This is a genomic window from Mycobacterium sp. E802 (assembly GCF_001666875.1).
Lineage (GTDB): Bacteria > Actinomycetota > Actinomycetes > Mycobacteriales > Mycobacteriaceae > Mycobacterium.
Genome location: NZ_LZJD01000053.1, coordinates 35886 through 58505 on the forward strand (window position 1 = coordinate 35886; position 22620 = coordinate 58505).

The following is a 22620-nucleotide window of genomic DNA, read 5'->3' on the forward strand; positions in this document are numbered from 1 at the left end:
AGAAAATTCACAGTTTCTTGCGGGAAAACTAAACAGCAGAGCCGCAATGTATTTGGCTTCGCAAACAAGTGACCGGCCGCCGAACCGAAGCCGTTTGTGCTTGGATGAAGCCACCAACCATCTGGAGTCCGGTCGCGCCACGGGAGGCCCGATGTCGACGAGTGAGAACACCTGGACCACACCGGCAGCCAAGGCCATTCCGAAAGAAGGCTATTTCGAGCTCGAGCGTGGTCGATACGGCCCGATCTACCCGAGAACCCCGGCCTGCTACGGGTTCTCCATCATCGCCAAGGTGAAAGAGGGGCGGGAGGAGGCGATCCGCGCCTACGGCAAGCAGATCGAAGAGGCGATCGAGGCCAGCCCCGACGTTCTTGCCCCGCTCCGGCTCCACTATTTGCGGTGGCTGCTTTTCGATGTCGGGTCCGGGCTGCACTTTCAGTACCAGGGCATCTTCGACACCGACTTCGACAAGTACACCGAGGATGCGGTGGCGCTGTTCAGCCAGACCGGAATCACCACGGTGTTCACCAACCTGGAGGGCTTCCCGGAGGATTGGAAGGAGAACCCGCAGGCCTTCGTCGAGTTCGTCCGAGCCCATCAGTGTCCCAGCTTCCTGGAGTACGGCGAATACCCGTACGTCACCGCCGACGAGATCAAAAAAGCGTTGCGGTTGAAGGCGGCCTTCTCGACCGCGCTCGATCAGATGCAATAGGGCATCGGATGTCATCCGTCCTGGAGCTCGACGACATTCAGCACATCGTGCTGACCCGTACACCGGCCTTGACGGGCCGTTACGAATTCCTGTCGTTCGATGACGCCGCCGACGGACGCGGCTGGTTGCGTGGCCTGCTCGACCGGGTGGCTTCAGTGGCCGAAGCGCGTGATTCGATGGAGGCCACCCGACGCTGGATCAGCCTGGCGTTCACCTGGAATGGGCTACGCGCCCTGGGCGTCGACGAAGAATCGCTGGCCACTTTCCCTGAGGAGTTTCGGGAAGGCATGGCGGCTCGGGCGGACATCCTGGGCGACACCGGGCCGAACAGCCCGCAGGGCTGGGTGGGCGGGCTGGCCGGAGACGATGTGCACGCCATCGCCATCCTTTTCGCGCGCGACGCGGAGGAGCATGCGCGCTGCATCGGCGAACACGACAAACACCTGGCCCGGTTCCCCGGTGTCCGCAGCCTGTCGTATCTCGATCTCAACGCGAACCCACCCTTCAACTACGCCCACGACCACTTCGGCTTCCGGGATCGGTTGTCGCAGCCGGCGGTCAAGGGCGCCGGTGAGGAGCCGACACCGGGCTCCGGCCCGGCGCTGGAACCGGGGGAGTTCATCCTGGGTTATCCCGACGAGAACGGTCCGCCGGCCGGTCTGCCGGAACCACAGGTGTTGTCGCGCAACGGCAGTTACCTGGCTTACCGCCGGTTACGTGAACATGTCGGGGTGTTCCGCGACTTCCTGCGCGCAGGCGCCGACACACCCGATGCGCAGGAGTTGCTGGCCGCCAAACTCATGGGTCGCTGGCGTAGCGGGGCCCCGCTGGTGCTGGCTCCGGACCGGGATGACCCGGAGCTGGGGGCAGATCCGATGCGCAACAACGACTTCAACTACAAGGAGATGGATCCGCACGGTTATGCCGTGCCACTGGGATCCCACGCGCGACGGTTGAACCCGCGGGATACCGCCCACAACATGAACCGGCGACGGATGATCCGCCGGGGCGCCACCTATGGTCCGGCCCTACCGGAAGGTGCGCCTGACGACGGCCTGGACCGTGGCATCGCCGCATTCATCATCTGCGCCAGCCTGGTCCGCCAGTTTGAGTTCGCCCAGAACGTCTGGATCAACGACGCGTCGTTCCACGAGCTCGGCAACGAGCACGACCCGATCTGTGGAACACAAGACGGCACGCTTGATTTCACCGTGCCGCGCCGGCCGATCCGCAAGGTGTTCAAGGGTCTGCCGGCATTCACCACGGTGTTGGGCGGCGCGTATTTCTTCCTGCCGGGGATCAATGCGTTGCGGTACCTCGCGGAGGGCCAGGCATGAGCACCCTCAGGCGCGCGCGCACGTACAACCAGAGCCATGTGGCGCGACCACCTTCGGGCGGGCGGCGGATCAGCATCTACTGGACGTGGAGCTACCCCTGGGAATCGCAACGCAGCCCCGCCGAGATGGACAACCGGTTCTCCACGCTGACCGAGGTGCGCAACGCGCTGTGGCCGGCCTACGAGACGCCCGAGTATGACGCAGCCAACTTCCTGCAGGGCGTGGCGGGAACGTTGGAACTGTTCCACCGGTCCACCCTGGCTTTCCAGCAACTCGCCGAGGAGGTCACGGGCCACCCCGTCGCGGTCTTTCAACGCATCGACCAGGCGGGCTATCAGCTCGGAATCGACGAACGGATCTTGGACGACACCGACACGCTGATGGTGTTCGGCCTCGACCATCTGCCGTCCGGGCAGGAGGCCACGGCCGACGAGATCGCCGCATTGCAAGTCTGGCTGCAGCGGGAGGGCACCTGTCTGGTGCTGGCGCCACATCACGACGTCGGCTTCACCGAGGATCTCGGCCAGCGCCAAGTCGAACATGAGCATCACGGTGACCCGCTCGTGCCCCGCCGGCAACGGTTCGGCCGCTACACCCGATCCCTCATGGCGGCGCTCGACGTACCGGTACACAACATCTGGGGCCTGCGACCGGCGGTGGTGCCCGGCACCGGCGAGATTGCGCCGTTGACGATGGCGCGGGATCTCGACCGGCTACGGCTGCTGGACAACGTCACCACCTTCAATTTCCACCCACACCTGCCGCACTATGAGCTGACCGCGCCGGAAAGTGCCGGGTTGCATGTCCTCGGCCGCCAGCGCGTCGACCCGGATCGGCCGCATCCGTTCACCGCGGCCGGCGAGACCGAGCTCAACGCCTTGATCTGGTTGCCGCCGACCGGGCGTCGGGCCGGGAACATCGTCCTGGTCGACTCGACCAACTTCACCACGCTTTTCGGTGGCACGGAAAGCCTCAGGAACTTCTGGCACAACCTGGCCACGATGGTGTGAGGCCCGGCCGTCCGTGCGCCATGACTAGCATGTGACTCCATGGCAGCGCCTCATCGGACATTCGGTGGCCCGTTCTTCGACGACCTCACCGTCGGTCAAGTGTTCGACACGGCTCCGTCGATGACGCTGACCGCCGGTGCCGCCGCCGCGCATCAGGCGATCCTCGGTGACCGGTTGCGGTTGGCGCTGGACGCCGAACTCGCGACCGCGGTGACCGGTCAGCCCGGCCCCCTGGCGCATCCGGCGTTGGTCTGCGATGTGGCGATCGGTCAGAGCACGCTGGTCACCCAACGGGTCAAGGCCAACCTGTTCTACCGGGGGCTGGCGTTTCACCGCTGCCCGATGATCGGGGACACTTTGTATACCCGGACGGAAGTGGTTGGTCTGAAACAGAATTCGGCCAAGCCGGGTCGTGCGGCCACGGGTCTGGCCGCGCTGCGGATGACCACCGTGGATCAGAAGGATCGCAAGGTTCTGGACTTCTACCGCTGCGCGATGCTGCCGCTGTCCGGCGATTCCGTCGACACCGGTCATGCCGACGACCTGTCCGCCATCGGGGTCGACGTATCGGCGCCGGACCCGACCGCCGGCTGGGATGCCGAGGCTTTCCGAACCCGAGTGCCGGGGCCGCATTTCGACCCGGACCTGGCCGGCGCGGTGCTGCACAGCACCGCCGACGTCGTCAGCAGCGCCCCGGAATTGGCCCGGCTGACCTTGAACATCGCTGCCACCCACCATGATTGGCGGGCCGGCGGGCAGCGTCTGGTGTACGGCGGGCACACGATCGGTCTGGCGTTGGCCCAGGCCGGCCGATTGCTGCCGAACCTGGTCACCGTGCTGGGCTGGGAGTCCTGCGACCACACCGGTCCGGTGCACGAGGGCGACACGTTGTTCAGCGAGCTGCACGTCGAATCGGCCGAGGCCGGGGTGCTGCGGCTGCGGTCACTGGTGTACGCGGCAGGTGGACCCGACGGCGGTGAGGATCGCCAGGTGCTGGACTGGCGGTTCAGCGCGCTGCAGTTCTGATGACACCGTTGGCGATCCCGCGGGCCGTGCTGAGGCAGGCCCAGGCGGTCGCCGACGACTTCGCCGCGCACACCGGCGTCGCGGTGGATGCCGCCGAACTGATCACCGGCCGTGCCGCGTTACTCGATATCGCCCCTGCCGGACAGGTTTCGGCCGGCGGGGCGACGCGATTGCTCGGCGCCCGCGACGGTTGGATTGCCCTGACCTTGTCGCGTACTGATGACATCGCCACGATTCCAGCCTTGCTGCAGGCCGATTCGATTGACGACGACCCGTGGCCGGAGATCGGGACGTGGACGGCGGCCATCACGGGGGCCGAAGCGGCTGAACGGGCGCGACTGCTCGGACTGCCGGTGGCCGTGCTCGGTGAGACATCGGCGACGCCCCCGGTGGTGACGCCACTGGGCTCCGGCAAACCGGGCCCGCTCGACGGAATGTTGGTGGCCGACCTGTCGTCGATGTGGGCCGGCCCGTTGTGCGGCCAGCTGCTGGCCCGGGCCGGGGCCACCGTGGTGAAAGTGGAGAGCACCGGCCGGCCCGACGGTACCCGCGCCGGGTCCCCGGAGTTCTTCGACTGGATGAACGGTGGAAAGCTTTCGTATGTCGTCGATTTCGACGCTCCGCAGGAGCTGGCCGCCCTGCTGTGTGCCGCCGACGTGGTGATCGAGTCGTCGCGCCCGGCGGCGTTGGACCGGCGTGAGCTGGGACCGGTCACCGTCGCGGCCCGGCCGGGCCGGATCTGGCTGCGCATCACCGGACACGGCGCCGAAGGTGAGCAGGCGGACTGGGTGGCGTTCGGCGATGACGCCGCGGTATCCGGTGGGTTGGTCGGATATCGCGACCGCACACCGGTGTTCATCGGGGACGCCCTGGCCGATCCGCTGACCGGATTGCAGGCCGCCGCCGCCGTCGCGGCGTCGCGAAGACGCGGTGGCGGTGAACTCATCGAGTTGTCGATGGCGGCAGTGGCTGCCGGTTACCAATGCCAAACCGCAGATGAGATCGAGGTGACGCCCGCACTCCCGGCCATCGCCTCAACCGGCCGCGAACTCGGGGCCGACAACGCCGCTGTGCGGGCGCTGGTGGCGCAACGGAACACGGCCCCATGCTGATTCGCCGCGCGACCCTGCTGGACGGCCGCGTCACCGACATCCGCGTCGGCGAGACCATCGAAGCGGTCGCCGAATCACTGCCGGCCGAGCCCCACGAGCAGGTGATCGATGCCGCGTTCGCCACGGTGATCCCGGGACTGCAGGACCACCATCTGCATGTGCACTCCGCTGCGGCCGAACAGGATTCGGTTCGCGTCGGCCCCGCCGAGGTGGCCGACGAGGCCGCGTTGGCCTCGGTGTTGACGGCCGCAGGGCCCGGCAGTGACGGCTGGATCCGCGCCGTCGGCTACCACGAGGCGGTGGCCGGTCCGCTGGACCGCCGCCGGCTCGACCGGTTGTCCCCGGACGTCCCGGTACGGGTGCAACACCGCAGCGGAGTGTTGTGGACGGTGAACTCGGCGGGGTTGGCCGCCGTCGGTCTGACCGACCACCCCGACGGGATCTTGCGCAGTGCCGACCACACCTGGTCGGACACGCTGCAACGCCGGCCCGCCGCGGTTGCCGAGCTCAGCGACACCCTCGCCGGCTACGGCGTCACCGGCGTCACCGATGCCACGCCCGACCTACGACCCGAGGACCGTCCGGTCGGTCTGCGTCAGCGCGCGCACTACCTGGCACCCGGTAAGCGCATCCTGCACGACGACAGCCTCGACCTGGAGGCGCTGACGGCGTGGATCGCCGAGCGGCACCGGGCCGGCGCTCCGGTGGCCGTGCATTGCGTGACCTCGGCACAACTCGTCGTCACCATCGCCGCGCTGCGGGCGGCGGGCAGCCACCCCGGTGATCGGATCGAACACGCTGCGATGGTGCCCGCCGACGTCGTCGACGATCTCGTCGCCCTCGGCGCCACCGTCGTGACCCAGCCCAACTTCGTCGCCGAGCGCGGCGACCAGTACCGCACCGACGTGCCGGCCGATGAGCAGGATCAGTTGTGGCGGGTGGCCACGCTGCTGTCCGCGGGCATCCCGGTGGCGCTGTCCACCGACGCGCCGTTCGGTGCTGCCGACCCATGGGCCGCCATGCGCGCGGCCGTGCATCGCCGTACCCCGGCCGGTGTGGTGCTGAACCCGGCCGAGCGCATCACCGCAGTTCGCGCGCTGACGCTGTTTTTCGGCAGTGCCGAGCATCCGGCCGTCCCACGCCGCATCGCCGCCGGCGAGCCCGGTGACCTGTGCCTGTTGGCTGCCGCGCCGCAGCGGGTACTCGATGAGCTCGACGCCGCCCTGGTGGCCACCACCATCATCGGCGGTGAAGTGGTGTTCCAGCGCTGATCTCTGTGTTGACTTTGAACTGACGCCGCAGTTGTGCGGGTGGCGGTGTGCGTGGGTTCAAAGTCAACGGGACCGGACCGGCGGTGACCAGGGGTGTGGGGGTCGGGTCGATGTGGGTATTCCACCGCCATGAGCGGTATGGACCAGGCCGAAGCGCCGCTGCTTGACGCGCTGAACAAGTACCACAATTCGAACCATTACGGGTTTTCGCCGCCGGGGCATCGGCAGGGTCGCGGTGTCGACCAGCGGACGCTGCAGGTGTTGGGTCGCGAACCGTTCCTCAGCGACATCCTGGCCAGCGGTGGGCTCGATGACCGCAAGATGAGCAACGGGTACCTCAAACGGGCCGAGGACCTGATGGCCGAGGCCGTCGGCGCAAAAGTGGCGTGGTTTTCCACCTGCGGCAGCTCGCTGTCGGTCAAGGCCGCGATGATGGCCGTCGCCGGGCAGGACGGCAGCTTGCTGCTCAGCCGGGACAGCCACAAGTCGGTGGTGGCCGGCCTGATCTTCTCCGGTTTGGTGCCGCGCTGGATCACGCCGCAGTGGGACACCGAACGGCACCTGTCGCACCCGCCGTCCCCGCAGCAGGTCGAAGAGGCCTGGCAGCGTCATCCCGACGCCGCCGCGGCGTTGATCGTCAGCCCGAGCCCGTATGGCACCTGCGCCGACATCGAAGGCATCGCCGAGGTCTGCCATGCGCGGGGCAAGCCGTTGATCGTCGACGAGGCGTGGGGAGCGCACCTGCCGTTCCACGAGGACCTGCCGACGTGGGCGATGAATGCCGGTGCCGACGTGTGTGTGGTGAGTGTGCACAAGATGGGTGCGGGTTTCGAGCAGGGATCGGTCTTTCACCTGCAGGGCGATCTGGTGGACCAGAACCGCCTGTCGGCGTGCGCCGATCTGCTCATGACCACGAGCCCGAATGTGCTGGTGTACTCCGCGATTGACGGCTGGCGCCGGCACATGGTGCAGCACGGCCACGAATTGATGGACGCGGCACTGGAATTGGCGAACGAGACCCGTCGTGAAATCGAGGACATCGACGGCATCGAGGTGCTCGACAAGGAGTTGCTGGGCAAAGAGGCCTCGCACGATCTGGACCGGTTGCAGGTACTGATCGACGTGTCGGGCACGGGCACGTCGGGCTACCAGGCGGCGGACTGGTTGCGCGAGTACTGCCAGCTCGACATGGGAATGACTGACCATCGGCGAATCCTGGCCACCATGTCCCTGGCCGACGGAGCCGATACCGCCGGTCGGCTGGTCGAGGCTCTCAAGCTGTGGCGCAAGGCCGCCCACGATTTCGACCCGCCGGCCCGGGTGGACCTGCCCTCGCCCGACGAACTTCAACTCGAGACGGTCATCGCGCCGCGCGACGCGTTCTTCGCCGAGGTCGAGGACGTCCCGGTGGACAAGGCGGCAGGCCGCATCTCCGCCGAACAGATCACCCCGTATCCGCCGGGTATCCCCGCCGTGGTCCCCGGCGAGCGGATCAACCAGCCGGTACTGGATTATCTGCGGACCGGGCTCACCGCAGGGATGAATCTGCCCGACCCGGCGGATCCTCAGCTGCGTACCGTTCGGGTGGTCGCGTAGGCGGTACGGAGATCGGCCACCAGGCCGTCGAACGCCTCGTCGCGGGTATCTGACGGTCCGCGCAGCACCGCCGACGGGTGGATCGTCGCCACCAGGGCCGGATCGCCCTTCGATACGAGTCCGGTCACGTGCAGGATCTCACCCCGATGACGCGTCAGCCGGAAGTCGTTGCCCAACAAGGACTTGGCCGCGGTGGCGCCGAGGAGTACGACGGCATCCGGTGATACCGCGTCCAATTCGGCCAGCAGCCACGGCCGACATGCCACCACCTCGGTGCGGCTGGGCGTTTTGTGGATACGTCTCTTGCCGCGCTCGTTGGTGGTGAACTTGAAGTGCTTGACGGCGTTGGTCAGGTAGAGCTGCGCGCGGTCGATCTCGGCGGCGGCAAGGGCATTGTCCAGAACACGCCCGGCCGGGCCGACAAACGGTTCACCGGCACGGTCTTCACGGTCGCCGGGTTGCTCACCGATCAAGACCACCCGGGCGTTCGACCGGCCGGCGCCGAACACGGTCTGGGTGGCGTCGCGGTACAGCGGACAGCCCTGGCAGCCGCGAGCCGCGTGCGCAAGCTCGGCGAGATCATCTGTCGCCGGTACGTATTCCTCGGCACCATCCATGCCGACGGGATACCCCGCGGGGCGTTTCACCAAGCCTTTTACGGGTATTCGGTCGTTCCTTACAACAGGAGATGGTGCACATGACCGGGGAACAGGGCGCGGGCAAGCGGGTGCTTCACCGCAGCCGAAGCCTGGAGGCGAGGGCGCTGGGCGCCGGGTGTCGCGTGGCTGTGAAGAACGCCGTCCGCGCGTGGGCGTTACAGCCGAATCTGGCCTGGCCATTGGGCTCGATCGACCGGATCATCGGCCTGGTCCCGGGCCGGTTGACCGCGTCGGTGCGGCCGGTGTCGTTGCCGGGCTGCCCCGCCGAAGTGGTTCGGGCACGAGGTGCATCGACCCGCAACGCGATCCTGTACCTGCACGGCGGCGCCTTCCTCACCTGCGGGCTCAACACGCATCGGGCGCTGGCGGCCCGGCTGTCTGCGGCCGCCGACGCGATGGTGCTCAACGTCGGCTACCGGATGTTGCCCACCTGCGGGCTCACCGACGCCGTCGATGACGCGCTGTCGGGGTTGGCCTGGTTGGAGCGCAGTGGATACGACCCGAAACGCGTGGTGATCGCCGGTGATTCGGCCGGCGGCTATCTGGCGTTCGCCGCGATGCTCACATCGCTGGCCCGCGGCGTGGTTCCGGCAGCGGGGCTGGTCGCCCTGTCACCGCTGATCGATCTCGATCCGGCGCGAAAGCTGGCTCACCACAACATCGGTCGCTGCTCGATGTTCACCGGCCCCGCCTTGTCGGCGTTCGCCCGGCTGTTACGAAAGAGCCAGTGCGAGGGAAAGCTGATCGATCCCACCACGGCCGATCTGTCGGGCATGCCGCCGGTGATGATCCACGTCAGCGAGGACGAATCGCTTCTGGTGGACTCGGAGTTGGTGGCCGAACGGCTTGCCGACGCTGACACCCCGTGCGAACTGCATGTCTGGCGGGGACAGATACACGACTTCCCGCTGGCGGCCGAGATCCTGCCCGAGGGGCGGCGGGCGATCCGCTATGTGGGCGACTTCGTCAAGGGCGTCACGTCGGGGGCCGCGGCGCCGGCAACTGGGCGTTTGCGTGCCGGTCGCCTCGGGTACCCGGCGGCAGACGCCAGTTGACCTGGCGTGCCCGGAACGTGCCGGGACTTCGTGTGCAATGAGGAGGCGTGGTGGCCGACAAGCCAGACCCCAAGCATGAGCAGCTCGATCAGTTCCGCTTCACGCGGGCCGAGGGATACCTGACCACCCAGCAGGGTGTGCGTGTCGACGACACCGATGACGCGCTGACCGTCGGTGAGCGTGGGCCGACCCTTCTTGAGGATTTCCATGCCCGGGAGAAGATCACCCACTTCGACCATGAGCGGATACCCGAGCGTGTCGTGCATGCCCGCGGCGCCGGGGCGTACGGCTATTTCGAGCCGTATGACGATTCGCTGAGCGAATACACCGCGGCCAAGTTCCTGACCAGTCCGGGCACCCGCACCCCGGTCTTCGTGCGGTTCTCGACGGTGGCCGGCTCACGTGGCTCGGCCGACACCGTGCGCGACGTACGTGGCTTCGCCACCAAGTTCTACACCGAGCAGGGCAATTACGATTTGGTCGGCAACAACTTCCCGGTGTTCTTCATCCAGGACGGCATCAAGTTCCCCGACTTCGTCCACGCCGTGAAACCCGAGCCGCACAACGAGATTCCGCAAGCGCAGTCCGCGCACGACACCCTGTGGGATTTCGTCGGTCTGCAGCCGGAGACGCTGCACACGATCATGTGGCTGATGTCGGACCGCGCCCTGCCGCGCAGCTACCGGATGATGCAGGGCTTCGGCGTGCACACGTTCCGCTTCGTCAACGCCGCGGGTGAGGGCACGTTCGTGAAGTTCCACTGGAAGCCCAAGTTGGGTGTGCATTCACTGATCTGGGACGAATGCCAGAAGGTGGCCGGCGCCGACCCCGACTTCAACCGCCGCGACCTGTGGGAGGCAATCGAATCCGGGCAGTATCCCGAGTGGGAACTGGGAGTCCAGCTGGTGCCCGAGTCCGACGAGTTCAACTTCCCGTTCGACCTGCTCGACGCCACCAAGATCATCCCCGAGGAGACGGTCCCGGTGCGGCCGGTGGGCAAGATGGTGCTCAACCGCAACCCGGACAACTTCTTCGCCGAGACCGAGCAGGTGGCCTTCCACACCGCCAACCTGGTTCCCGGCATCGATTTCACGAACGATCCGCTGCTGCAGTTCCGCAACTTCTCCTACCTGGACACACAGCTGATCCGGTTGGGCGGACCGAACTTCGCCCACCTCCCGGTCAACCGGCCGATCGCCGAGGTGCACACCAACCAGCACGACGGCTACTCCCAGCACCGGATTCCCCAGGGCAAGACCAGCTACTTCAAGAACACCCTCGGCGGTGGCTGCCCGGCGCTGGCCGATGAAGATGTGTTCCGGCACTACACCCAGCGCATCGAGGGGCAGGCCATGCGCAAGCGGGCCGAGACCTTCAAAGACCATTACAGCCAGGCCCGGGTGTTCTGGAAGAGCATGACCGCGGTGGAGGCCAAGCACATCGTGGCGGCCTTCGGCTTCGAACTCGGAAAGGTCAACGCCGAGACGGGGATTCGAGAACGTGTGGTCGATCAGCTCAACTTGATCGACAACGCCTTGGCCGCCCAGGTGGCTGCCAAGCTCGGTCTGCCCGCCCCGGCGGCCGTCCCGATCGAACGAGACGAACCGGCGTCCCCGGCGCTGTCCCAGCTCAACACCGCCACCGACAGCATCGAATCCCGCAAGATCGCCCTGCTCGCGGCCGACGGTGTCGATGCCGACACCGCAGAGCAATTCAAGAGGGCGATGACCGAACGTGGCGCGATCGTCGAGGTGCTCGCGCCCAGCGGCGGCGGCACGCTGCGGGGCGCCTCGGGCGGCGAGCTCAAGGTGGACAAGGGCATGACGACCATGGCGTCGGTCCTCTATGACGCCGTCGCGGTGGCCGGCGGGGCCGAATCGGTCCAAAGCCTCGTGCAAGACGGCTACGCCGTGCATTTCGTCACCGAGGCATACAAACACCTCAAGGCCGTGCTGGCTCTCGGAGAGGGCGGCGAAATGTTGCGCGCCGCAGGCGTCGTCGCAACGCTGCCCGACAAGGTGAGCTCGGTAGGCGGCGTGATCACCGCGCCGAGTGGCAATCTACCGGCGGAGTTCGTCGAGGCCGCGGCGGCGGTCATGGCCCAACACCGGGTCTGGGACCGTGATACCGACGCGGTGCCGGCCTGACGGGTACGCCGAAGCGGGTCAGCCGGCCTGACGCTGCAGGGTGACCGAGGCGGTGTTGGCATCGGCGTGGGTGGCGATACCGCTACCTTTGGCCGTCACCGCCAACGCCGTACGGTCCCCGCGGAACAGGTCGCGGGAGAACTCGCACGGGGTGCCGTTCTGGTCGTAGGTGATCCGGGTGATCAGCAGCAGTGCCGCTTTGGGTTTGATGCCCAGCAGGGTGGCCTCGTTGCTGGTGGCGTTGACGGCTTCGATGCGTTCGTCGGCCCGGCCGGTGACCAGACCGTAACGGGATTCCAGGATCTCGTAGAGCGATCCGCCGAGTTGTTGGTCGAGCAGTCCGGGGAACGCGTCGGCGGGGAACTGGGCGTGCTCCAACGAGATCGGGAAGCCGTCGGCCAGCCGCACCCGCTGGATCTCGATGACGTAGTCGCCGGGGCCGAGCCGCAGCGCGGCCCGGGTGGCGTCGTCGGGCGTGGTGATGCGCGTCGAAAGCACGCGGGTACCCGCGACGTAACCCTGGTTGGCCAGGAACGCGGGTACTCCGACCACGTCCGACAGCTGACGCTCCACCTGGCCGTGGCTGATGAAGATGCCGCCGGCCCGGCCGATCACCCGGTGCACCAGCCCGGCTTCCTCCAACGCAGCCAACACCTGGCGCAGGCTGGAGCGGCTGGTGCCGTACTGCTCGGCCAGGTCGCGTTCACTGCCCAGTTTGGTGCCGGGGGTGCCGGCGTTGATGTCGGCGACGATGCGCCTGCGCAGCTCCTCGCTGTGAAGTGCCACCCCGGCCCCCTTAACCGTGTATTGGTACAGCCAATTCTATCCGGGCCGGACTACAGTTCGGCGATCGCCATGTGCGATTCGGGCAGAATCTGTCCGCCGTCCACGACCAGCGACTGTCCGGTGATGTAGGCGGCTTCGTCGGTGGCGAAGAACAGTGCCGCGTTGCCGATGTCGGCGACCGATCCGAGCCGGCCCGAGGGCACCGCCGAGGTCATCTGGTCGAGGTAGTCCTGGCCCATGCCGTCCAGCCCCTCGGTGACGATGTTGCCGGGCAACACGGCGTTGACCGTGATCTTCTTGGGCGCCAGTTCCATTGCGGCGGTGCGCAGGAAGCCCAACTGGGCGGCCTTGGACGCGCCGTAGTGCGACCAGCCGGGGTAACCGGTGATCGGCCCGGTGATCGACGACGTGATGACGACGCGACCGTGCCCGCTTGCCGTCAGCGCCTCAAGGGCGGCCTGCACGATGTAGACGGTGCCTTTGAAGTTCACCGCCAGCACCTGTTCGATGTCGTCGGGGGTGAGCTCCTCGAGACGCCCGGACGGAAAGATGCCGGCGTTGGCGCAGACGATGTCGAGTCCGCCGTGTCGTTTGACCGCCTCGTCGACCACCTGAATAGCGGCCTCGGGGCTGGTCACGTCGGCGCGAAGACCGCTCACCCGGCCCGGGGCGCCAGAGAGCGCGGTGACCGTCTTGTCGAGGTCGTCCTGGTTACGGCCCGTGATCAGGACATCCACGCCGGCGTTGGCGAAGGTTTCGGCGATGCCGCGGCCGATGCCCTTGCTGCCGCCGGTGACGATGGCCGAACGGCCCTGAAGCGATGTGAACATGGGTGGGGTCCTTTGGAAGTCAGGTCAGGGAATGGCCGTTGGAACGCAGGTAGCGCTCGGCCAGTTCGCAGCTGCCGGCGGCGTAGCTGATCGCCTTGGTAGCCGATTCCTTGGAGTGGCTGTGGCTGCCCATCCAGGCCAGCAACAGCAGCCGGCGCAGCAGTACGAACGAGGCCAGCATGTCCTCGTCCGAGGCGGGCAGGTCGCGGCGGGTGCGGTAACCGCTCACCCAGGCGTCCTGCCAGTCCGGCAGCGCGGGGTCGTCTTCGATGAACGACACCGCCGTGCCGAAATCGTAGAAGTACCAGCCGAATCCACAGTCGTCGAAGTCGATGACGGTGATCTGCGGACCGGACGAGCCTGCGTCGGGATTGACGAGCAGGTTCGCCAGCCGAAGATCGGCGTGGATCAGGCCGTAGACGTCGGGGCCGGTGCCGTAGGCCCCGAGCCGCTCATGGAGCAGCTTCTGGGCCCGCTCCAACACCTGCCGCTCGGCCCCGCCGACCCCCGAGGCGTCGTGCCAACGCCCCCAGCGCGGTGTCGCGCCCAGGCTGTGGTCCCAGTCCCAGGCGAAGCGGCCGAAACCGGCTGGGCGCTGCCACCGCTGCGAATGGTCGTGCAGGGAGGCGGTGATACGGCCCAGGGTGTGGAAATCGTCGAGGGTCAAGGACCCTTCGTCGGGCTCGGCTCCAGCCACCATGCCGAAGTGCACGACATGGCGGGGCACCCCGGCGGTCTCCTCACCGGTGACGGTCACCAGCCGCCGGCCATCACGCGTCGGCAGCACCGCGGGCACCGTGACGTCGCTGTCGGTCCGCAATGCCTGCAGCCAATCCAGTTCCGACTCGATCTCGTGGGGCCGGTGATAGTCCTGCCGATGCACCCGCAGGATCGATTGGGTGCCGGCATCTTCGACGAGATAGGTGGCATTCTCGGACAGGTTGAGCAGTCGCAGCGTCGCGTCGGCTCCGATGTCGTACTGGCGCAGCGCCAGTCGGGCGACATCGATCTCGTCGGTGATAACCATCAGTACCGTCTCTTCTTCACGCTGGCGACCATCTAGTGGTCGCGTCCCTCAATACCATCCAACACCGTCGTGATCCGGTCCCGGGCCACGGTCACATCGGCGGTGCTGCCGCCGATGTACAGCCTGCCCGCGGCGCCGATCATCTGCACGTCGACGACGGTGAGCCCGGGGGCCGCCCGCTCCGCCTCGTTGGCCGCGACCGCGGCGAACAACGCCGGGGTCATCTCGTAGACCAACAGCGACTGGCCAGGCAGGATCATCGAGGCCTGCCGGTTGCGGTTGAGGATCACCGCGTGCTGATCGGTGATGTTCTCGATGATGTCGTGGTAGAGCACCCGCGGCCGCAGTTGATCGGAGGCCTTGTTTCCGGTGCCGGCCAGGATCGCCTCGCCGGCCCGCTTGACGTCCTCCAGATCGGCCGAGTGGATCTCCAGCACGCCGAATTGTCGCTCCACATACAGGATTCCGGGCTGGATGCCGGGCACCTCACGCAGGGCCAGGTCGATCACCCGCTCGATGGCCAGAGCGGGGGACACCTCGACGATCAGGGCGTGTTCGCCCTCGTACGGCGGGTATCCCCGCGCCCGGGTCGGTGTTCCGAGGTACGCGGCGAACTGGCGCTGCAGGTCCTCCACCAACAGGTAGACGCGGATCTGGGTGTGAATCCGCGTGCTGTCCTCAGCTGTGGTCGGCATGGCTACTTGCTGGCGACCGCGAAGTGCGCGCCCAACTCACCGTGCGGGCGGGGGATGACGTGCACGCTGACCAGTTCACCGACCTGCGAGGCGGTCTCGGCGCCGGCCTCGGTGGCGGCCTTGACGGCACCGACCTCACCGGTGACGATCACGGCGACCAGTCCGTCGCCGACCTGCTGACGGTCGGTGATGGTGACGTTGGCAGCCTTCACCATGGCGTCGGCGGCGGCCAGCGCAGCGACGTAGCCCTTGGTCTCGATCAGTCCGATTGCGTTGCTGGACATGGGTTTTTCTCCTTATTTGTTGGGATTGGAATCGATGGAACCGATGATGAGGGCGTCGACCGGGGGCGGGGTGCCGGTGAACCAGTTCGCGGCCACCGAGCCCTGGGCGATCAGGACGCGTTCGCCGACGCCGGTGCCGAGTACGTCGAACGCGATCATCCGGGAGGTGCCCCCGTCGACCTCTACCTCGAGGAACGCGCCGGCCGGGATGCCGTCGATCCGACGGGTGGACCACACGTTGCCGGTGACAGTCGCTGCTAGCACTTTCGCTCCTTCTCAATCGTGATCCCCAAAGTGCGCGCCTTCTCGCGAGCCAGTGGGGTGAGCACCGCCTTGCGGCCGAGCACCAAGGTGCCGCCGGCCAGATCGGCGATCTGCCGTTCGGTCACCGCACCCGCCTCGATGCGATGCACGGTGCCGCGACCGCCGGCCGACGCCGTACCGGCCAACCGGAAGCTGAGCCGCCCGGCCTTGAGGTCAGCGCGGGTCTTCGGGCTTTCGAAGAGCCGCAACAACTTCCGGACAAAGCTGTCCAGGTCCTTGTCATTGGTCAGCTGCACGGTCTCGGTGCGGTTCTTGCCGTCGGCGGCGCGGGGACCGGTGGGGTCCAGGCCCATCTGCTCGGCGGCCGTCGTCGGCGGAGCCGACAATCCGGCCGTCGTCGGCGGAGCCGACAATCCGGCTCGTGTGGGGGCCGGGGCCGGTGGTGGGGGGACAGCCACCGGCCCCGGGGTCTTGGATGCCGGCCCCGCCGACAGGCCCGCTACCGCTTCGCGAACCACTTCGCGCACCAAGGCACGTAGGTCGTCTCTGCTGACGTTCATGCAGTGGCCCTGGCCAGTGCGTCTTGGGCCGCCTCGGCCGCGGTGCGGATGTCGGCCTCGGTACCGGACAGGTACACGCGGCCGGTGGCGCCGATCATCCGGAAGTCGATCACCTTGATGTCGGCGGCTTTCTCGGCCTCGTTGGTGGCCAGGATCGCGTAGGACGCCGGCTGAACCTCGAGGACGAACAGCGATTCCCCGGGCAGCACCATCGAGCCGATCTTGTTGCGGTTGATCAGGAATGCGTGTTGGTGGTCGACGCTGGAGATGATCCGCGAGGCCAGCACTTCCGGTCGTTTCGCGTTGCCGGTGTCACCGCCGAGCTCATCGAGCGCGGCGTCGGCCGCGGCCTTCACCGCACCGGTCTCACCGTGGAACTCCAGGTACCCGAATTGCCGCTCGACCACGAGGATTCCGGCCTTGACCTCGGCATGCTTGAGCGCCACGTCGGTGACCCCCTCGATGTCGAGGCCGGGGGCCACCTCGATGATCTGGGCTGCCTGGTTGGCCCGGGGCAGGGCACCTTTGATCCAGGTGCCCAGATACGACATCGTCTGCGGTTGCAGCCGGTCGATGAAGATAAAGGAACGCAGTTCGGCCACAGCCCTACCTCTTGATCAGTTGTGCGAGTTCTTCGACGACCAGCGCGCGCAGCTCGGCCCGCAACGCGTCCAGCCCCGGGTCGTTCGACCGGCCTGTCGCGGCATAGGAGCGGCGCGGTGGCACCGCGACGCCGTTGCGGTCGTTGGATGCGCGCGGATACTCCGGCACGGGACCGGCGGGCGCGTGCCACGGGTCGATGCCCGCGAAATTGCCCATCGGCACCGCCGAATCGCTGTTGTAGGCGATGCGGGCCCAGTTGATCAGGTTCTGCGGTTGCAGGTTCTCACCGATCGAGCTGCGCCCGACGAAACCGGTGCCGATGGTCATCGACGGCGCCAGGTTGGTGTCCAGCCCTGAACTGCCGGTGCTGTTGCCGACGTTGACCGACACCCGCAGCACGGGTACCTGCGCAGCGAAATCGGTGATCACCGAGGCGTTCTCGCTGTGGATGGCGGCCGAGTGGCCGGCCCCGCCGATCCGGACGACGGCCCGGGCCGCGCGGATACCGCGGGCGGCGTCGGCCGCGGTGGTCATGCCCAGCACCGGGGACAGCTTTTCGTGGGCCAGCATCTCCTCGGCGATCACGTCACCGAACGGCGCGATGAGCACCCGGGTCTTGGGGGTCACCCGCAGCCCGGCCTGCCCGGCGATCCAGGCGGCGTCGCGGCCCACGACCTCGGTGTTGAGGTGGCCGTCGGCAAACATGTAGGCCCGCAGCCGCCGTGCGCTGTCCTCGTCGAGGATGTGTGCCCCGGCGCGGGTCAGTGCCCCGCCGAGCCGCTCGGCGATCGCGTCCTCGGCGATCAGCACGGATTCGTTGGTACACAGCACCGAGTTGTCGAACGCCTTGCTGTCCACGATCCGCTTGGCCGCCGCATTGAGATCGGCGCTGGCCTCGACGAACACCGGGACGTTGCCCGGCCCGACGCCCAGTGCCGGGTTACCCGACGAGTACGCCGCCCGCACGACGCCGGTGCCGCCGGTGGCGACGATGACATCGGTGCGCTCGTCGGCCATCAGGGCCTGGACGAGGGGGATCGATGGTTCGTCGATCACCTGCACGATGCCGTCGGGTGCACCGGCGGCGACGGCCGCCTCGGCCAGGAGCCGGGCCGCGTCGGCCGAGCACCGCTTGGCCCGCGGGTGTGGGGCGATGACGACGGCGTTGCGGGTCATCAGGGCCAGGATGGTCTTGAAGTACACCGTGGCAACGGGATTGGTGGTGGGGGTGAGCGCGAGAACCACTCCGGCGGGCCGGGGTAGCTCGACGATCTTGCGTGCGGTGTCGACGCGGGGCGACACGTAGTCCTCACCCGCGTAGTAGTCGACGATGCCGCGGGAGCAGGCCCGGTTCTTGGTCACCTTGTCGGCGGCCACACCCATACCCGTCTCGACGACGGCCTCGGTGGCGAACCGTTCGGCCGCCGCGTAGGCGGCGTCGGCCACCGCGTTGACGATGTTGGTCACCGCAGCGGCGTCGTAGTCGGCGTATGCCGCAGCGGCCCAGCGGGCCCGCTCCAGCATGTGCCCGGCTTGTGCGGTACTGGTCATGATGCTTTACGTCCTCTCACGACGGACTCGGCCCGGGCCACCGCAACGGCGAGGCGGTCCAGCACGTCTTCACACAGCTCGCGCGAGAGCAACAGGCCCGGCTTGAACTGCAGCACACGGGGATCCAGCGTGGAGAAGATCGCCCACACCCCGTTGTCATAGAGCTCGCGCATCACGAACTTGGCGCCCTCGGGGTGATCGAACTCCAGTCCGATCACCACACCGTTCTGCCGGATGCCGACGAACCAGTCCGGATGGTCGGCTTGGATGCGCTGTAGCCCGTGGTCGAAGATGTCGGCGATGTAGTGCACCATCGAGCGCACCTCGGGCCGGGTGGAGATCTCCAGCGTCTTCAGCGCTGCGACACAACCCAGTTCGGCGCCACCGAAGGTGGAGATGTGGCCGAAGCCGTCCTCATCGAGCCACTTCGCGGCGCGATCACTGAGCAGGGCCGCGGTGATTGGGTACATACCGCCGGACAGGCCCTTGCCGGTCACCAGGATGTCGGGCTCGATGCCGTGCTTGGTGATGCCCCACAGCTCGCCGGTACGCATCAGCCCGGTCTGGACCTCGTCGGCGATGTAGAGCGTGCCGTGTTTTTCGGTGGCCGCCTTGACCGCTTCGAGGTAACCCGGTGCGGGAAGCGGGAATCCGTAGGTGGCCGGAATGGTCTCCATGATCACCGCCGCGACGTCGCCGCCGGCCAGCACGCGTTCCATCGCCTCGATGTCGTTGAACGGCACCTGCAGGAACTCATCGGGCTGATCGGCCAGGAAGAACTTGGCGAACCGATCGTCGCCGGTGGCCACCGCCAGACCGGTGTGCCCGTGGTAGGCCTTGACGATCGAGACGATCTTGCGCCGCTTGGTGGCGTGCCGGGCGCTCTTGAGGGCGATGTCGATCGCCTCGCCGCCGCCGGACCCGTAGGCCACCTTCTTGATCGACGCCGGCGCGGTCTCGACCAGGCGCTGTGCCAGCGCGGTGCGGGCCACCGACGGGAAGTGGTGGTTGCCGACGTCGAAGTGCGTCATGCCTTCGGTGATCGCCTGCATCACTTCGGGATTGCGGTGGCCGAGGTTGTAGGTTCCCCCGTTGAGATGCATATCGATCAGGCGGCGTCCGCCCATATCCCACAGGAAATATCCCTCGCGGCGGTCGATCACCAGATCGACACCCGTGTCGGTCCAGAACTGTGTCTTGTCTGGATTCCAGAACGTCTTGGCTCGTTCCAGCACTTCGGCTTTGGAATCGAACGTGAACGTGCCGTAGTCGTACATGCGGCTCCCTCTTCAGCTATCCGGTAGCTGTGATGGCCCTCACCGTAAACGGTTGCGACCATTTGTGTCAATGGTCGCAGGAAACGCTTGCGAACGCCTTTTGGTCATGCCAATATGCGTAAGGTTCGTTATGTGGTGCAGGCCACAACGGGCGTCCACTGTAACCTGGAAGGTATTCCACTAGATGACCGATCAAGCTGTCGCTGGGAGCGAAACTGCAGCTCATGACGTCCAGAGACTGAAACGCAACGCCGTCGGCACCGTCGGCGTCATCTTCATGGCGGTGGCGACCGCCGCCCCGATCACGGCAATGGTCGGCAACGTCCCTATCGCTGTCGGATTCGGAAATGGTTCACATGCGCCGGCCGGCTACATCGTCGCAACCGTAGTCCTCGGCCTCTTCGCCGTCGGCTACGCGACCATGGCCAAGCACATCACCACCACCGGTGCGTTCTACGGCTATATCTCCCACGGACTCGGCCGTATCGTCGGCATGGCCAGCGGCGGATTGATCACCATGGCCTATGTGGTGTTCGAGGCCTCGTTGATCGGGATCTTCTCGTTCTTCTTCCAGAACTTCATGCAATCCCAGCTGGGCATCCACATCCACTGGATCATCCCGGCGCTGCTGATGCTGGTCACCAACGCGGTGCTGACCTACTTCGACGTGAACCTCACCGCCAAGGTGCTCGGGGTGTTCCTGGTGACCGAGATCGTCATGTTGGCGCTCGGTGCGGTGGCAGTGCTGTTCCAGGGTGGCGGTCCGGACGGATTCGCCGTCGCCGAGACCATCAATCCCATCGGGGCGTTCTCTCCGGCAGCCGGAATTGCCGGTGCCAGTGCCGGTTTGGGTCTGTTCTTCGCCTTCTGGTCCTGGGTCGGCTTCGAATCGACCGCCATGTACGGCGAGGAGTCGCGTAACCCAAAGAAGATCATCCCCCGGGCCACCATGCTCAGTGTCGTCGGCGTCGGTGTGTTCTACGTGTTCGTGTCCTGGATGGCGATCGCCGGCACCGGCCCGCAGCACGCGGTGGAACTCGCGCAGGATTCCGCGACGTCCTCGGAGATTTTCTTCGGGCCGGTGCGTGACACCTACGGCGAGTGGGCGATCACGGTGTTCAACATCCTGCTGGTCACCGGATCCTTCGCCTGCGGCATGGCGTTCCACAACTGCGCCTCGCGCTACCTGTACGCCCTCGGACGTGAGGGGCTGTCCAAGAACTTGCAGAAGACCTTGGGCGCAACACATCCCACGCACGGCTCACCGCACATCGCCTCGTTCGTGCAGAGCGGGATCGCGTTGGTGATCATCCTGGCCTTCCTGTTCGCCGGGATGGATCCGTACGTGCACATGTACACGCTGCTGGCCATTCTGGGCACCATGGCGATCCTGATCGTGCAGTCGCTGTGCGCCTTCTCCGTCATCAGCTACTTCCACATCCGCAAGAACCACCCGGTCTCCAAGCACTGGTTCAAGACGCTGATCGCCCCGGGCCTCGGCGGAATCGGCATGCTCTACGTCGTGTACCTGCTGTGGGAGCACAAGGATGCGGCGGCAGGCACGGCATCGGGCACCCTGCTGTTCAAGCTCACGCCCTGGATCGTGGCGGGCATCTTCATCCTGGGCGCGGGTATGGCCACGTACTTCAAGCTGCGTGACCCGCGCCGTTACGAACTGATCGGCCGGATCGTGTTCGAGGACACCGTCGTTCGAGACTGAGTCAACGGACAACGCTGGTAGATGGACACTTTCGAACGTCTCCTGCTGAAGTTCGTCCTCGCGTGGGCTCCCTACGGGGGTCCACGCGAGGACGACGTCTGGCTCGAGTTCGGTATGACCGCCGAACAGCTGTGCGTCCGGTTCGCCCGGATCGTCTCCAGATTGGTCCCGCGGGTCAGGACGCTGTCGGCCGCCGATCGCTGCCTGTTGGAGCGGGCCTGCCGGTACCTACGTCACCAACGTGAATCAGCCGAAAGTCGCACGTAGGTAGTCGCATTGGCTGGCCAGGAAGGACTGGGCCACAGCAGTTTTCGCGGCGATCTGGTCGAATCCGTGGAACGCCCCGTGCACCTCTTCGACGTGGACCTCGACCCCGGCGGCGCGCAGACGTTCGGCGTAGGCCAAGTCTTCGTCGTGGAACAGGTCCAGCGTGCCGACGCCGATCCACGTCGGTGGCAGCCCGGCGAGATCGGTGCGGCGTCCGGGCACGGCCACGGCCGGGTCCGCCTTACCGAGGTAGGCAGACCAGCCGAACTTGTTGCTGCCCTGGGTCCACAACCGGTGACCGGGATTCTCCAGCTCCGGGCCCACCGACCGGTCGTCGAGCATCGGGTAGACCAGGATCTGCGCCGCGAGGGGAACCTCACCGCGATCGCGGGCCAGCAGGGCCAGGGCGGCGGCCAGGCCGCCACCGGCGCTGGCCCCGGCCACTGCAACCCGTGCGGCGTCGACCGCGGGCAGCCGCGACAACCATTTCAGGGCGTCATAGCAATCCTCGAGGCCGGCCGGGTAGGGGTTCTGCGGAGCCAGCCGGTATTTGACCGCGGCCACGGTGGCCCCGAGCTCCCGGGCAAACCGTCGGCAGAGCGCGTCGTCCTGGGCGGGGCTGCCCAGCACGTACCCGCCACCGTGGATCCACAACAGTGCCGGTGCCGGGGTGGTGACGCCCTCGGGCCGGAACAGCCGGACCCCGACACCCGAGCTCAAGGTGAGCACCTCGACGTCTCTCGGTGTCTGCCGGTTCTGCAGGCTGGTCAGCCGCTGAAACAGCGGCAGCGAGCGCCGGTTCACCATTCCGCGTGGGAGGAAGCGGGCGAT

23 protein-coding genes are annotated in these 22620 nt (G+C 66.9%); 11 read left to right on the plus strand and 12 right to left on the minus strand.

Features of this window, described 5'->3' with window-relative positions; genetic code table 11:
• The first annotated feature begins 151 nt into the window (after positions 1-151).
• The 7 genes from A5699_RS08070 (at position 152) to A5699_RS08100 (ending at position 8064) form a co-directional block, all read left to right on the plus strand.
• Positions 152-712, plus strand: a complete 561-nt coding sequence (locus A5699_RS08070) for a hypothetical protein (RefSeq protein ID WP_067768093.1) — start codon at positions 152-154, stop codon at positions 710-712.
• Positions 713-720: 8 nt separating this feature from the next.
• Positions 721-2049 carry a peroxidase gene (locus A5699_RS08075; RefSeq protein ID WP_067767998.1) on the plus strand — a complete coding sequence of 443 codons (1329 nt, stop codon included), beginning with the start codon at positions 721-723 and terminating at the stop codon, positions 2047-2049.
• Positions 2046-3059, plus strand: a complete 1014-nt coding sequence (locus tag A5699_RS08080; protein ID WP_067768000.1) for a hypothetical protein — start codon at positions 2046-2048, stop codon at positions 3057-3059. The genes A5699_RS08075 and A5699_RS08080 overlap by 4 nt, the downstream gene beginning before the upstream one ends.
• Positions 3060-3098: 39 nt before the next feature.
• Positions 3099-4085, plus strand: a complete 987-nt coding sequence (locus A5699_RS08085; RefSeq protein ID WP_067768002.1) for a MaoC family dehydratase — start codon at positions 3099-3101, stop codon at positions 4083-4085.
• A complete protein-coding gene (locus tag A5699_RS08090; protein WP_067768004.1) occupies positions 4085-5197 on the plus strand; it encodes a CoA transferase in 1113 nt (370 codons plus the stop codon). Before A5699_RS08085 ends, A5699_RS08090 begins: the two co-directional genes overlap by 1 nt.
• Positions 5191-6468, plus strand: a complete 1278-nt coding sequence (locus A5699_RS08095) for an amidohydrolase family protein (RefSeq protein ID WP_067768006.1) — start codon at positions 5191-5193, stop codon at positions 6466-6468. The genes A5699_RS08090 and A5699_RS08095 overlap by 7 nt, the downstream gene beginning before the upstream one ends.
• 138 nt (positions 6469-6606) lie before the next feature.
• Positions 6607-8064 carry an aminotransferase class I/II-fold pyridoxal phosphate-dependent enzyme gene (locus A5699_RS08100; RefSeq protein WP_067768008.1) on the plus strand — a complete coding sequence of 486 codons (1458 nt, stop codon included), beginning with the start codon at positions 6607-6609 and terminating at the stop codon, positions 8062-8064.
• Here A5699_RS08100 and A5699_RS08105 read toward each other — a convergent pair.
• Positions 8034-8681, minus strand: a complete 648-nt coding sequence (locus A5699_RS08105; protein WP_067768010.1) for a UdgX family uracil-DNA binding protein — start codon at positions 8679-8681, stop codon at positions 8034-8036. The two genes, A5699_RS08100 and A5699_RS08105, sit on opposite strands and share 31 nt — an antisense overlap.
• A 71-nt stretch (positions 8682-8752) precedes the next feature.
• Here A5699_RS08105 and A5699_RS08110 point away from each other — a divergent pair, with 71 nt between their 5' ends.
• Both A5699_RS08110 and A5699_RS08115 read left to right on the plus strand, forming a co-directional pair.
• Entirely contained in the window at positions 8753-9778 is a 1026-nt protein-coding gene (locus A5699_RS08110) for an alpha/beta hydrolase (RefSeq protein ID WP_067768012.1), read from the plus strand.
• 50 nt (positions 9779-9828) lie between these two features.
• Positions 9829-11925: a catalase gene (locus tag A5699_RS08115; RefSeq protein WP_067768095.1), complete on the plus strand. Its 2097-nt coding sequence runs from the start codon at positions 9829-9831 to the stop codon at positions 11923-11925.
• A gap of 18 nt (positions 11926-11943) precedes the next feature.
• Here A5699_RS08115 and A5699_RS08120 read toward each other — a convergent pair whose 3' ends face one another.
• Genes A5699_RS08120 through A5699_RS08165 form a run of 10 tightly spaced genes read right to left on the minus strand, consistent with a single transcriptional unit; the run spans position 11944 to position 19802 of the window.
• On the minus strand, positions 11944-12711 hold the full coding sequence (locus A5699_RS08120) for a GntR family transcriptional regulator (protein ID WP_067768014.1): 768 nt from the start codon (positions 12709-12711) through the stop codon (positions 11944-11946).
• A 50-nt stretch (positions 12712-12761) separates the two neighbouring features.
• The gene (gene fabG, locus A5699_RS08125) at positions 12762-13541 is read right to left on the minus strand and encodes a 3-oxoacyl-ACP reductase FabG (protein ID WP_067768016.1); all 780 of its coding nucleotides are present in this window, start codon (positions 13539-13541) and stop codon (positions 12762-12764) included.
• Between the two features lie 19 nt (positions 13542-13560).
• Positions 13561-14568 (minus strand): phosphotransferase enzyme family protein, encoded by a 1008-nt coding sequence (locus tag A5699_RS08130; protein WP_067768018.1) that lies wholly within the window; start codon positions 14566-14568, stop codon positions 13561-13563.
• A gap of 32 nt (positions 14569-14600) precedes the next feature.
• Positions 14601-15263, minus strand: a complete 663-nt coding sequence (locus A5699_RS08135; RefSeq protein ID WP_067768020.1) for a microcompartment protein — start codon at positions 15261-15263, stop codon at positions 14601-14603.
• Between the two features lie 2 nt (positions 15264-15265).
• The gene (locus tag A5699_RS08140; protein ID WP_067768022.1) at positions 15266-15547 is read right to left on the minus strand and encodes a BMC domain-containing protein; all 282 of its coding nucleotides are present in this window, start codon (positions 15545-15547) and stop codon (positions 15266-15268) included.
• A 12-nt stretch (positions 15548-15559) separates the two neighbouring features.
• Complete coding sequence (locus tag A5699_RS08145) at positions 15560-15811, minus strand: EutN/CcmL family microcompartment protein (protein ID WP_067768024.1); 252 nt, start codon at positions 15809-15811, stop codon at positions 15560-15562.
• Positions 15805-16371, minus strand: coding sequence for a hypothetical protein (locus tag A5699_RS08150; protein WP_067768026.1), 567 nt, complete (start codon positions 16369-16371; stop codon positions 15805-15807). The genes A5699_RS08145 and A5699_RS08150 overlap by 7 nt, the downstream gene beginning before the upstream one ends.
• Entirely contained in the window at positions 16368-16973 is a 606-nt protein-coding gene (locus tag A5699_RS08155) for a BMC domain-containing protein (protein WP_067768028.1), read from the minus strand. Before A5699_RS08155 ends, A5699_RS08150 begins: the two co-directional genes overlap by 4 nt.
• 4 nt (positions 16974-16977) lie before the next feature.
• Entirely contained in the window at positions 16978-18525 is a 1548-nt protein-coding gene (locus A5699_RS08160; protein WP_067768030.1) for an aldehyde dehydrogenase family protein, read from the minus strand.
• Positions 18522-19802 (minus strand): aspartate aminotransferase family protein, encoded by a 1281-nt coding sequence (locus A5699_RS08165; protein ID WP_067768032.1) that lies wholly within the window; start codon positions 19800-19802, stop codon positions 18522-18524. Before A5699_RS08165 ends, A5699_RS08160 begins: the two co-directional genes overlap by 4 nt.
• A gap of 184 nt (positions 19803-19986) precedes the next feature.
• Between A5699_RS08165 and A5699_RS08170 the strand changes: the two genes are divergently transcribed.
• Both A5699_RS08170 and A5699_RS08175 read left to right on the plus strand, forming a co-directional pair.
• Positions 19987-21522, plus strand: a complete 1536-nt coding sequence (locus tag A5699_RS08170) for an APC family permease (RefSeq protein ID WP_067768034.1) — start codon at positions 19987-19989, stop codon at positions 21520-21522.
• A 21-nt stretch (positions 21523-21543) separates the two neighbouring features.
• A complete protein-coding gene (locus tag A5699_RS08175) occupies positions 21544-21789 on the plus strand; it encodes a hypothetical protein (protein WP_067768036.1) in 246 nt (81 codons plus the stop codon).
• Here A5699_RS08175 and A5699_RS08180 read toward each other — a convergent pair.
• A complete protein-coding gene (locus tag A5699_RS08180; protein WP_082957624.1) occupies positions 21769-22596 on the minus strand; it encodes an alpha/beta hydrolase in 828 nt (275 codons plus the stop codon). The two genes, A5699_RS08175 and A5699_RS08180, sit on opposite strands and share 21 nt — an antisense overlap.
• Positions 22597-22620 lie beyond the last annotated feature (24 nt).

Bases quoted from the DNA above. Each gene is read 5' to 3' on its own strand.
- A5699_RS08110 (WP_067768012.1), top strand. From the start codon at position 8,753: ATGGTGCACATGACCGGGGAACAGGGCGCGGGCAAGCGGGTGCTTCAC.
- fabG (WP_067768016.1), bottom strand. From the start codon at position 13,541: ATGTTCACATCGCTTCAGGGCCGTTCGGCCATCGTCACCGGCGGCAGC.
- A5699_RS08080 (WP_067768000.1), top strand. From the start codon at position 2,046: ATGAGCACCCTCAGGCGCGCGCGCACGTACAACCAGAGCCATGTGGCG.
- A5699_RS08135 (WP_067768020.1), bottom strand. From the start codon at position 15,263: ATGCCGACCACAGCTGAGGACAGCACGCGGATTCACACCCAGATCCGC.
- A5699_RS08160 (WP_067768030.1), bottom strand. From the start codon at position 18,525: ATGACCAGTACCGCACAAGCCGGGCACATGCTGGAGCGGGCCCGCTGG.
- A5699_RS08140 (WP_067768022.1), bottom strand. From the start codon at position 15,547: ATGTCCAGCAACGCAATCGGACTGATCGAGACCAAGGGCTACGTCGCT.
- A5699_RS08100 (WP_067768008.1), top strand. From the start codon at position 6,607: ATGGACCAGGCCGAAGCGCCGCTGCTTGACGCGCTGAACAAGTACCAC.
- A5699_RS08175 (WP_067768036.1), top strand. From the start codon at position 21,544: ATGGACACTTTCGAACGTCTCCTGCTGAAGTTCGTCCTCGCGTGGGCT.
- A5699_RS08095 (WP_067768006.1), top strand. From the start codon at position 5,191: ATGCTGATTCGCCGCGCGACCCTGCTGGACGGCCGCGTCACCGACATC.
- A5699_RS08170 (WP_067768034.1), top strand. From the start codon at position 19,987: ATGACCGATCAAGCTGTCGCTGGGAGCGAAACTGCAGCTCATGACGTC.
- A5699_RS08085 (WP_067768002.1), top strand. From the start codon at position 3,099: ATGGCAGCGCCTCATCGGACATTCGGTGGCCCGTTCTTCGACGACCTC.
- A5699_RS08150 (WP_067768026.1), bottom strand. From the start codon at position 16,371: ATGAACGTCAGCAGAGACGACCTACGTGCCTTGGTGCGCGAAGTGGTT.
- A5699_RS08130 (WP_067768018.1), bottom strand. From the start codon at position 14,568: ATGGTTATCACCGACGAGATCGATGTCGCCCGACTGGCGCTGCGCCAG.
- A5699_RS08075 (WP_067767998.1), top strand. From the start codon at position 721: ATGTCATCCGTCCTGGAGCTCGACGACATTCAGCACATCGTGCTGACC.
- A5699_RS08105 (WP_067768010.1), bottom strand. From the start codon at position 8,681: ATGGATGGTGCCGAGGAATACGTACCGGCGACAGATGATCTCGCCGAG.
- A5699_RS08180 (WP_082957624.1), bottom strand. From the start codon at position 22,596: ATGGTGAACCGGCGCTCGCTGCCGCTGTTTCAGCGGCTGACCAGCCTG.
- A5699_RS08090 (WP_067768004.1), top strand. From the start codon at position 4,085: ATGACACCGTTGGCGATCCCGCGGGCCGTGCTGAGGCAGGCCCAGGCG.
- A5699_RS08165 (WP_067768032.1), bottom strand. From the start codon at position 19,802: ATGTACGACTACGGCACGTTCACGTTCGATTCCAAAGCCGAAGTGCTG.
- A5699_RS08070 (WP_067768093.1), top strand. From the start codon at position 152: ATGTCGACGAGTGAGAACACCTGGACCACACCGGCAGCCAAGGCCATT.